Here is a 10628-nt window from a genome sequence, read left to right as displayed (position 1 = left end):
GTAACAAAAGGTTATTATGTTACCTGTAAGAAACTGGGTAAATTGTATGGCATAAACAGGGTATTTGTTCTACTAAACAGGAACTATAGGATTATCCAGGAGACTGTCTGGTAATAGGTATATAAAAAATGGCTGCCCGGAATCAGACCGGCGACAGCCATTTTTATGTCTACTGCAAAAAGACAAGAAAAAGCACTTGTTACAAAGGCTTATTTTACGTTGTACATACCATTGCTCTGCATATAGTTGAAGATACCTTCACCATGCTGCTGTTCTTCTTTTTGGATATGATTGAGCGCCTGGCGCATATTGGCGTCGGTGAATTCAAAGATGGCCGTGTCATAGGCACCGGATACATATTTTTCGGTCATGAGCATGTCGTTGCACAACGTGGCGTCGGCCTGATTATACTGAGACGGGGCCGCGCCGGACTGGCTTTGAGCCGCGCCCGCCTGAGGCTGCTGGTTCTGGCCGGATTGGGATTGGTTCATCATCGGAACCTGTCCGTTGAGCATGGAGACAATGGTGTTTAAGTGCTGCTGTTCCTGCTGGGCGTAAGACTGGAACAGTTGTTTCAGCTTGGGATCGGCAGCCCGCTGGGCGTGCTGCTGATATTTCTCGATACAGAGTTCTTCATGGGACTTTTGGTCCTGTAATAATTGTTTTTCTTTCTGGGTTAATTGTAAAGCCATGGTGGCATTCCTCCTGACTGTTTTTCTTTAGCATTCCCGCTTTAGCGAGAATCATGCGGTTTCTCAGATTGTGAAATATCCGGCTGGTATGCTATAGTATAAGGCATGGGGGCTGGAATAAACCGGCCGGCGGATAAATAGGAGGGTTCTTATGCAAGCGCGGATTGTAGAGTGGGTTCGCTGTCCGGACAATGAACTGCTGATTTCTAATTTGATCATGACATTAGTTGCCCTGTTTTGGGGAGTTTCTTTTATTAGCATTAAAATTGCCGTGGCGGAAATTCCGCCGGTGACGATGGCGCTGCTGCGCTTTATCATTGCTTCGGTTTTGCTGGTTTTGGTCTTGCGGCATCTGGAACCGGAGGCGAGGCTGGCGAGAAAGGATATTCCCCGCATGGTGCTTGGCGGCATTTTTGGTATTACCCTGTACTTTTATTTTGAGAATATCGGCGTCAAGCTGTCCACAGCAGCCAACGCCTCGTTGATTGTAGCGCTGGTGCCGATTATCACCATCAGCCTGGATGTGCTGGTTTTTCGCAGCGAGGTAACCCGGTTAAAAATAGCCGGCGTAGTGATCGGTTTGCTGGGCAGCTATCTGGCAGTAACAGCTAATGGCGAGCTGGATTTCAGTTCGTCCAATTTTCAGGGAAATCTGCTAGTGGTGGGGGCGATGATTTCCTGGGCGTTTTATACACTGGTGAATAAATCACTGCAGGGCAAATACTCAGGTGTGGCGATGACCACTTATCAGACCTGTTTGGGGACGCTGTTTTTGCTGCCACTGTCGGTTTTTGAACATGCGGAGTGGCGCCTTTTCTCACTGCAGGCTTTGCTCCACCTGGTGTTTCTCGCGGTGTTTTGCTCTGTACTTTGCTATGTATTATACATTTATGTGCTTAAGCGTCTGGATGTTGCGGTTACTACTCTGTATTTAAACGTAGTTCCCATTGTCGGGGTAGTTTGTGGTTATCTGGTGCTGGGCGAAAGGGTATTTCCCAGCCAGATTATCGGCGGTGCCTTGACGTTGTTGGCTATTTTGCTGGCTAATCTGGAGCGGCGAAAAGCCGGGAGCAACACCGGTGAGACTTTATAGTTGTAGTATATACGAGGGACCGGCCATGGCCGGTCTTTTTTGCGCACCAAAAGCAAAGTCTTATTCGGGTAAAAAATGCCTTCTTTGGTGGGAAAATCAGGCGCTATGGAACATTTGACAATTGGAAGCGGCGTTCTGATGCCGGGAAATTGGGTGTACCCACTGTTAGCGGGGAAATGGCGTTTAATACCGTTTCCCTAATGAAAAAAAGCAGGAATCAGGCGGTTGTCGCGGAATAAAGTAACACTTTACATATCACGAAGGAGGGCGTGCCATGTCAAGAGAGCGGTTGGCCAATTGTATACGGACTCGCTGGGGTAACCTTGGCTTGCGTCAAAAACTGGGCATCCTGCTGGTAGTACTGACGGTGCTGCCTGTCGTTCTGACAACCTTCGTGATCTGGCAGCCTTATGAAGAGGCGATGAAACAGTCGGTGGTGGTACACAACCAAGGTATTGCCGAACAAATTGCCGACGATATGGACTGGATGTTTGCCGAGAAACTGCGGGTCTTGCAGCTTGCGGCAAGTAACGAGGATCTTCGATCACTGGACCCCGGACGTCAGGCAAGCGTGTTGCAGCGACTGGTCGCCCGGTATCCCGATATACAGCTGGCGGTGACCGTCGATCCGGCCGGCCGGCAAGTGGCCCGCTGGGATGGAAAAGCGGCCGATCCATCCCTGCAATATCTGGACAGACAGTATTTTTATGATGTCATCCATACCGGAACGTCGGCCATATCCGAGCCGGTGCTGGCGAAAAGCACCGGTGAGCCCGGTATTGCCATTGCCGAACCGATCAAGGCTGGAGAGACCGTGGTAGGCTTGATTGTGGTGAATGTGGCGATGGATAAGCTGCTGCGGTATATCGGGGTTGCCAATACCGACAGTCGGGCTGTATATATTGTCAATGCCGCAGGCAAGTTCCTGCTTCAGCCGGAAGGCCAGGCCGGCGGGATGGCCGATGCCGCCGCTCTGCCGCTGTTGCGGCAAGCCCTTAAGGGTCAAAGTGGCTGGGAGGAATACGGAGCACCGGCCAAGCGGCAGTTTGCCGGCTACAGTTATGTTCCCAGCACCGGTTGGGCCGTAATTGTACAGCAGCCGGCGGAAGCGGCGCTGGTCGAAGTAACGGCGGTCCGGCAAAGAGGGCTGTTGCTGGTGCTTGGCGCGGCTGTCCTGGCGGCGCTGGCGAGTCTCTGGCTGGCGGCGGCAATGACCAGGCCGATAGCCACTATTGCGGCAGCAGCCAACGCCATCGCGCAGGGGGATATGAGCCGGAAAGTGGCAAGCACGTCCTGTGATGAAATTGGCTTGCTGGCTGTTGCTTTTAATCATATGACGGACGAACTGAGCAAGCGGGAAACCCAGCTAAAAGAAAGTGAAGATAAATATCGTTCTCTGGTGGAACATCTTCACGTCGGTATTTTCCGCAGTGGCGATCTGGAGGAAATTCGCTTCCGGCAGATTAATCCGGCCATGTTGACCCTGTTTGACTGTTCTTCGGCAGCCGAGCTGTACGAGCTTTCCTTGCGACGTCTGTGTGTGGAGGCGAAAGAATGGGCGAAGCTGCGGACGGAACTTAAGCGAAATGGTTTTGTCAGAAACTGTGAACTCTTGCTGCGGCGCAGGGACGACGAAGGGCTATGGTGTTCGGTCAGCATTACTGTCCGGTATGCCGCAGACGGTCAAATTCTCTGGGTGGACGGGGTGGTGGCCGATGTTACCGAACGGAAGGAAGCGGAACAGGTCCGGCAACTGGCTCACGATGAGCTGGAAAGCCAGGTGAATCAGCGAACCGAGGAGCTGGTACGGCTTAATGATGAATTGCGGCGCATTTCTTTTCTGGATGCGCTTACAGGCATTGCCAACCGCCGCTATTTTGACGAAGTGCTGGAACGGGAATGGCAGCGGGCTGTCCGGCAAAAGACCCCCTTGGCTTTAATCATGCTGGATGTGGACTATTTTAAAATATATAACGATACCTACGGCCATTTAGCTGGCGACAGTTGTTTGCATTTTGTGGCTGAAGCGCTGGAAACTACGACAAAACGGGCTACCGATTTGGTAGCCCGTTACGGGGGCGAGGAGTTTGCCATCATTTTGCCGGAAACGGATGAAGCCGGTGCGCTGGCCGTGGGAGAGCGGATTCAGGACTTTATTCACCGGGCGAAGGATGAGCTGCCCGCTTCGGTACTGCAGACGGCGATTACTGTGAGCATGGGGATTGCCGCTGCGATACCCCGGCTTAGCCAGCAGCCGTCCGAACTCATCGCCGCGGCCGACAGGGCACTGTATGAGGCGAAGCAGGCGGGGCGCAACCGAATAGTGCTGGCCGGCGGAGGAGAGGGGCATACCGGTAGTATGCTGACTGACGACAACAAGGGGCTGCGGAAAATAGACCAGCCGTATTCACTGGACTAAGGCTGATAAGGTACTAACTTATTCGGTGTAGATCATTTTTTTAGTCATGCCGCCGTCGACGACGAAAGCCTGACCGGAAATAAACGAGGCTTCGGCTGAGAGCAGAAAGGCCGTCATATTGGCAATATCCGAGGGAAGTCCCACCCGGCCGACCGGATGCTGAGCATGGTCGGCCGGACTCAGGGCCGGGGTGTTTTCCGTGGCAATCCAGCCGGGGCAGACGGCGTTTATCCGGACGGCCGGACCCAGGGAATTGGCCAGCGCGTGGGTAAGGCCCAGCAAGCCGGCTTTGGCGGCAGCGTAAGCCTCGTTATGGGGTTCGCTCATCAGCGCCCGAGTGGAGGCGATATTGACAATGGCTGCCTGCGGTGACTGGCGGAGCAGCGGGGCGCCAAACTTAGCGAACAAAAAAGCGGCACGCAGATTGACAGCAAGTATATGATCAAATTCATCGATGGAAATTTCATCGATCGGCTTGAACGCGCTGATTCCGGCGTTATTGACAATCCAGTCCAGACGGCGGTAATGGCTTTGTGCTGTTTCGACGACCTGCCGTACGGACTGGGGCACACTGACGTCGGCCTGACGAAATATCGCTTCCAGGCCTTGCTCCTTCATTTCGTCTACGGTTTGCCGGCCTTGCTGGCTGCTGTCCGCAACAAGCACAGCCGTGCCCCGGCGGGCCAATGTCAGGGCAATGCTTTTGCCGATGCCCCGGGCGGCGCCGGTGACGATAGCGACTGGTTGTGGCATGGTATCACTCCTTTTGTAAGCAGTATAAGGGAACGGAATAAAGAAAAATCCTAAACCGGCATAGCCTGCCGAGTTTAGGATTTTCACATGCCCGGAAGGGCATACGCCTGTTTAGGTCATAAACCAAGTTGGGTTATTTGTACACTTTAACCCGTTCCGGCAGGGGCTGGGATTCTTTCGGTCCGGGCTGGGCGGTAGGCTGACCGAACGGCATTTGGGCGATAAGTTTCCAGTTGGCCGGAATATTCCAGCTTTCTTTTACTTTGTCGTCGATGAGCGGATTGTAATGTTGCAGGGAAGCGCCAAGTCCCTCAATTTCCAGCGCTGTCCAGATAATGTATTGCAGCATGCCCGAAGACTGCTGGGACCATAGGGGGAAATTATCCTTATAGAGCGGGAAGCTTTTTTGCAGATTTTCCACTACCGAGATATCTTCAAAATAGAGAATGGTGCCATAGCCGCTCTGGAAAGAGTTGATTTTTTCCTCCGTGGCGGCAAAATTGGCGGCGGGAACGATCTGCCGCAGCGCTTCTTTGGTAATATCCCAGAGAGCATCATGTTGCTTACCGAACAGGACAACGGCCCGGGCGCTTTGCGAGTTGAAGGCGGAAGGAGCATAGAGAACGGCTTCCTTGACAATTTCCTCAATGCGGTCTTCCTTTACAGTAATGTCCTTGCTGATTCCGTAGAATGTTCTTCTTTCTTTCACAGCGGTTAAAAAGCCTTTTTCCATTTAAAATCCCTCCTGAGTGAGTACAATAGCCATACTGTTTAAATATAGATCAAACAAACGGTAAATATACTCGGTTTTTAATTGTTAGTAATATTTTACCAAAAAACAATAAAAGTATAAATAGTTTTTTTTAATATTAATTATTAATTATTTGTTTGCTTTATTTTATAATAACAATAGTTACTAAAAATATTATCCAGTTATTTATGATATAATAAACCACGATACCTGACAGCACGCCTGTCCGGCAGGAAGGCGCGCTGCGGCGAAGGAGGATGAAAAAGTGAAACGAGTGACCCTGTTTTTCCTGGTACTGGTGAGCATGATACTTTGTATCGGTTTTTCCACGGTTGCCTGGGCCCAAGCTTCGCTCTTGGCCAATTCTCCGAATCTAACTCCCGATCAATGGGTGGGCCAACGCTTTGTATTCTTGGCGCTGCCGGCAGATAAACAGTCGGAGGGCTATGAAATTTTCCCCGAAGAACAGGCGGAGCAAGGCTTTGCCGGCGACACCTCGGTCCGGCTGCCTTATAAGAGCTTCGAGGGCAAGGTAATGACGGTTTCGGCGGTTGTGCCTTATCTGGCCGGTGACCAGCAGTATGAATATATGGTTCATTTTAAAGACGATAAAACCGGCAAAACGTTCCTGGGCCGGACGATGCGGGGGCAACTGGAAGGGGTTGTACCCGAGGCCGATCTTTCAAAAGCCAGACAGCAGTTATTAGGCAAGACTATTTATTTAAAGCAGCGCATGCTGCAGGGAATGTACGATCCCCAGGCCGGTGAAGCTGCTGCCGCTGTGCCTGTAAAGCTGGGTGAAGCAGCGCAGGTGCTGGATGTATATACCGGCTTACGGGCCAATGAACCTATCTGGCTGATTATCCAGGTCCATGGGCAAAAGGCGGTATTGCCGATTGCCTACAGTTGGACCAATCAGCCTGTGACAGCCTGGACGGAGCAGTCTCCCTGGCAGGCAGCCTTGTTCCTGGAAAATCCGCGTACTACTTTGGGCTGGTCTGATGAAATCTGGAATCAGCTTGACGCCGGTACGGTGGAACCGGGCATGACTAAAGAGCAGGTTTTGCTTAGTTGGGGGGCTCCGGTATCGGTTGATGAAAAAACCAATGGGACGGAGCAGGCGATTTGGAATTACAGCAGTAAAATGCTGACGTTCCAGCAGGATGTGCTGCAAGCAGTAAAGGACATTGCCATGAACGAGGCTGCGATTCCTTAACGGCTTGCCGGCGGAAGCCGCTGAGCGACAGCCGCCATCAATACTGATTAGCATTGATGGCGGCTGTTATTTGTAAGGGGAGTTGAAAGAAGAAAGGATGAAAGGCAATACATATTTGTGATGAGGAGTGTTCAGAATGAGCGAATCAAACAGCAAAGAAATCTTAAAAAAGAAGCTTACCGACCTGCAGTATGAAGTTACGCAGCAAAATGGAACCGAGCCACCCTTTGCCAATGAATTCTGGGATCACAAAGCCGAAGGCCTGTATGTGGATATTGTTTCCGGCGAGCCGCTCTTTAGCTCGCTGGACAAGTTTGATTCAGGCTGTGGCTGGCCCAGCTTTTCCAAACCGCTGCAGCGGGAAACTGTCCGGGAAAAGCTTGACCGGAGCCATAGCATGACCCGTACCGAGGTGCGGAGCAAGCAGGCCGATTCCCATTTGGGCCATGTGTTTACCGACGGGCCGCTGCCGGGCGGCTTGCGGTACTGTATCAATTCGGCGGCGCTGCGGTTTATTGCCCGGGAAGATTTGGCTAAAGAGGGCTATGGTGAGTATGAGAAGCTGTTTGCCGGCACGGGTAAGGCTAAGTAGACGGGTCTGCCGCGCTTTTGCCATAAGTGAGAGAGGTGAGCGCTATGTATTTTGACACGGCCGAGGGGCCGGTCTTTCGTCCGCCCAGCGAAGCCGACAGTTTCATCCTGCGAGTGACTATCGGCTGTTCGCACAATCGTTGCACCTATTGCAACATGTACCGCAGCGTTTCCTTCCGCTTGCGGACGATGGAGGAGATTGTGCCCCAGGTTGAGCGGGCGAAACGTTATGGAGAGAGTATCCGGCGGGTATTTCTCGCCGATGGCAATGCCCTGGTGTTACCGACGGAACGGTTATTGGAGATTTTGGCGCTTTTACGGCAGGAGTTGCCCAAACTGCGCCGTGTGTCCTGTTATGCCGGTCCGCGCGATATGTTAAGTAAAACGCCGGAAGAGCTGCTGGCCTTGCGCGAGGCCGGTCTGCAGCTCGTTTATTACGGGTTGGAGTCGGGCGACGACGAGGTGCTGCAGTATGTCCGTAAGGGGGTTACGGCGCAGCAGGCGGTGGCAGCCGGTCAGCGTATTGTGGCGGCTGGCATGAAGCTGTCGCTGATGGTGATTGCCGGTCTGGGTGGCAGACTGTGGTCGGAGCAGCATGCCCGCCATACAGCGCTGGCGATCAACGCTATTCGGCCCCATATGTTCAGTGTCCTGACGCTGATGCTGTATCGCGGCAGTGAACTGCGCCAGGCATACGAAGCGGGACAGTTTGCCGTGCTGTCGCCGGCGGAAATTGCCGGCGAAATGCAGGCACTGCTGACGATGATTAATTTGCCGGAAGGCGGCCATTGCCTGTTTCGCAGCAATCATATTTCCAATTACGCCCCGTTGGCGGGAAGCTTGCCGCAGGATAAGGATAAGCTGCTTGCCGCTTGCCGGCAGATGAAAGGTCAATTGGCGGGATTGACGGAATGGGACCCTTATAATACAGTAGAGGAATAAGTTGGGCTAAGGAGATATCAGTATGGAAAATTTCGGAGTTTTTATATTGACTGCTTTGGCGGCGGCTATCTTGCCAGGAGCCGATTTCGCCCTGGTTACGAAGAATACGCTGGCCGCCGGCCGGAGCGGCGGGCAACTGAGCGCCTGCGGTGTTGCCTCGGGTCTTTTGGTCCACACTATGGCGGCGGTATTGGGCCTGTCGGCGATTATCGCCCAGTCGGTCACGTTGTTTGAATGGATAAAGTATATTGGCGCTGCCTATTTATGCTATATGGGCTGGATGACTTTCCGCCATGCCGGTGAAAGTGCTGAACTTACGGCAGCAGACGGCGGAGAGAACGCCGGGGCAGCCGTAAAACTGAGCAGCTATTTCTGGCAGGGAGCTTTGACGAATGTCTTAAATCCCAAAGCCTCGATTTTTTATTTGACCCTGCTGCCACAGTTTGTCACTCCCGGTGAAAACGCGCAGTTTTATCTGTTTGTCCTGGGGTTGACCGCCGTGCTGATTGTGCTATTGTGGTTTTTGTTTGTGGCTTCCGCTTTCGGTTATATCCGGGCCTGGTTTGCTAAACCACTGTTTAGGATAAACTTTCAGCGCTGTGTCGGTTTTATGCTATTTTCCTTCGGTGTAAAACTGGCGTTGTCCAAAAGATAATCAATCAGGGTAAGAGACTGTCGTCAGGGGAGAATTCTTTGCGACAGTCCTTTTCATTTAAAAGGGGAGTGGAGCTTGCCAAACGGCAATAAGCCGGGCGACTGCGGGTATACTAGGAAGTAAACCGGTGCAGGCCGGTCTGGTAAGGAGGAACTGAAGTGGAACTGTCTCTGGTCTGGAAAACCATTGTAACTATATTATACGGAACATTGATTTTACGGATTGCCGGGCGCAAATCGCTGGCCCAGATGACGGTGGCTCAAACAGTGGTCATGCTGGCAGTCGGCACCGTTCTAATTGAACCGCTGGTGGGCAGTGAACTGGACAGTACTTTTGTGGTGGTCACGCTGGCGGTGTTTACGCTTATCTTTATGGAATATGCGGAGCTGCGGATTCCATTTCTAAAAAAAGTATTTACTGGAAAGCCGGTCCTGCTTATTGAAGATGGTGTCATTCGCAAGGACCATTTAAAGCAGGTGCGGGTGACGGTGCAGCAACTGGAGATGGAACTGCGGCAGGCGGGAATTGCCAGTTGCGAAGAGGTGCGCTGGGGCACCATTGAACCGAACGGAAAGTTCGGCTTTTTGCTCAAAGAGGAATTTCAGCCGCTCAACAAGCAGGATTACCGGACGTTATGGGAAAGTCTCCGGCGGCTGGAGGAACGGCTTGCCGTGTTGGAAGAACCGCTGCAGCCCAAGACGGTGGTATTCCGGGATGATGTATTTGCCAAAGTCGCGCTAACCGATGAACAACGGACAACAGGAAAAGGGGATATTCCGTAAGAGACTACGGAATATCCCCTTTGACTATTCGGTTTTCTATTCAGGCTGATTTTGTACCGGCCTTTTCCGCCGGTAGTAATAGAGTCCTGCTATTGCCAGCAGCAGCAGGGCAAGGCCGGCATAGACCCAGTTGGCCGGTAACTGATGGAATATCTGCAAGGCTTCAGGACCGAAATAGTGAACGATCAGGCCGATTAAAAGAAAGCGCTTGCCGCGCCCGAGTAAAGAGGCAACGATAAAGACCCAGAGATTGGTCCGGAAGGTACCGGCAGAAATGGAGACAAATTTATAAGGAATAGGCGCTAGCGAAGCGAGAAAAATAGCCCAGCCGCCATAGCGGGTAAACCACTCCTCGATTTTCTGGCTATGCCGTGGAGGAACGAATTTGTGTAAAGCCAGTGTTCCAAACTTACTGCCGATGCCGTAGCCGATAAAGCCGCCCAGCACCGAAGCCAGGGTGGCTACAATCGAAAAATACAACGCCTGATCAGGAATGGCGAGTACCATAGGAATTAGCAGGACATCAGGCAGGATGGGGGAAATAAAGGATTCAACAAAAGAAATCAAAAATAATCCCCAGACACCGTAGCTTTGCAATAACTGAACGATTTGGTCCATAACGCTTCCTCTCTAATTTTTATGTGATTATCTATTGATGGGTCGGCCCGTAACTTTCCGGTTAGGCGTCTCCGTCCGTTAAGCGGCGGACCGGAGCGCGGTTTTGATTATAACAT

General features: G+C 52.0%; 11 protein-coding genes. 7 read left to right on the top strand and 4 right to left on the bottom strand.

Annotation, left to right across the window (positions count from 1 at the left end):
• Positions 1–209 precede the first annotated feature (209 nt).
• Positions 210–692 (bottom strand): spore coat protein, encoded by a 483-nt coding sequence (locus BMW43_RS08180; protein WP_091745610.1) that lies wholly within the window; start codon positions 690–692, stop codon positions 210–212.
• Positions 693–843: 151 nt separating this feature from the next.
• Here BMW43_RS08180 and BMW43_RS08175 point away from each other — a divergent pair, with 151 nt between their 5' ends.
• Positions 844–1785: a DMT family transporter gene (locus tag BMW43_RS08175; RefSeq protein ID WP_091745608.1), complete on the top strand. Its 942-nt coding sequence runs from the start codon at positions 844–846 to the stop codon at positions 1783–1785.
• Between the two features lie 274 nt (positions 1786–2059).
• Positions 2060–4204 carry a diguanylate cyclase domain-containing protein gene (locus BMW43_RS08170; RefSeq protein WP_091745606.1) on the top strand — a complete coding sequence of 715 codons (2145 nt, stop codon included), beginning with the start codon at positions 2060–2062 and terminating at the stop codon, positions 4202–4204.
• Positions 4205–4222: 18 nt separating this feature from the next.
• On the opposite strand, the gene BMW43_RS08165 is transcribed toward BMW43_RS08170, so the two are convergent.
• Both BMW43_RS08165 and BMW43_RS08160 read right to left on the bottom strand, forming a co-directional pair.
• On the bottom strand, positions 4223–4957 hold the full coding sequence (locus BMW43_RS08165) for an SDR family NAD(P)-dependent oxidoreductase (RefSeq protein WP_091745604.1): 735 nt from the start codon (positions 4955–4957) through the stop codon (positions 4223–4225).
• Between the two features lie 133 nt (positions 4958–5090).
• Positions 5091–5690 (bottom strand): nitroreductase family protein, encoded by a 600-nt coding sequence (locus BMW43_RS08160; RefSeq protein WP_091745602.1) that lies wholly within the window; start codon positions 5688–5690, stop codon positions 5091–5093.
• A 283-nt stretch (positions 5691–5973) separates the two neighbouring features.
• On the opposite strand from BMW43_RS08160, the gene BMW43_RS08155 reads away from it, so the two are divergent.
• The 5 genes from BMW43_RS08155 (at position 5974) to BMW43_RS08135 (ending at position 9894) form a co-directional block, all read left to right on the top strand.
• Complete coding sequence (locus tag BMW43_RS08155) at positions 5974–6924, top strand: hypothetical protein (RefSeq protein WP_091745600.1); 951 nt, start codon at positions 5974–5976, stop codon at positions 6922–6924.
• 136 nt (positions 6925–7060) lie between these two features.
• Positions 7061–7516: a peptide-methionine (R)-S-oxide reductase MsrB gene (gene msrB / locus BMW43_RS08150; protein WP_091745598.1), complete on the top strand. Its 456-nt coding sequence runs from the start codon at positions 7061–7063 to the stop codon at positions 7514–7516.
• Positions 7517–7560: 44 nt separating this feature from the next.
• On the top strand, positions 7561–8457 hold the full coding sequence (locus BMW43_RS08145; protein ID WP_091745596.1) for a radical SAM protein: 897 nt from the start codon (positions 7561–7563) through the stop codon (positions 8455–8457).
• A gap of 22 nt (positions 8458–8479) precedes the next feature.
• The gene (locus BMW43_RS08140; protein WP_091745594.1) at positions 8480–9112 is read left to right on the top strand and encodes a LysE family translocator; all 633 of its coding nucleotides are present in this window, start codon (positions 8480–8482) and stop codon (positions 9110–9112) included.
• A 158-nt stretch (positions 9113–9270) separates the two neighbouring features.
• Positions 9271–9894 carry a DUF421 domain-containing protein gene (locus tag BMW43_RS08135; protein WP_091745592.1) on the top strand — a complete coding sequence of 208 codons (624 nt, stop codon included), beginning with the start codon at positions 9271–9273 and terminating at the stop codon, positions 9892–9894.
• Positions 9895–9930: 36 nt separating this feature from the next.
• Here the strand turns inward: BMW43_RS08135 and BMW43_RS08130 are convergent, their stop codons facing one another.
• Complete coding sequence (locus BMW43_RS08130; RefSeq protein ID WP_091745590.1) at positions 9931–10512, bottom strand: YqaA family protein; 582 nt, start codon at positions 10510–10512, stop codon at positions 9931–9933.
• Positions 10513–10628 lie beyond the last annotated feature (116 nt).

Source organism: Propionispora vibrioides (assembly GCF_900110485.1).
Lineage (GTDB): Bacteria > Bacillota > Negativicutes > Propionisporales > Propionisporaceae > Propionispora > Propionispora vibrioides.
This window is presented reverse-complemented; position numbering and strand designations above follow the sequence as displayed.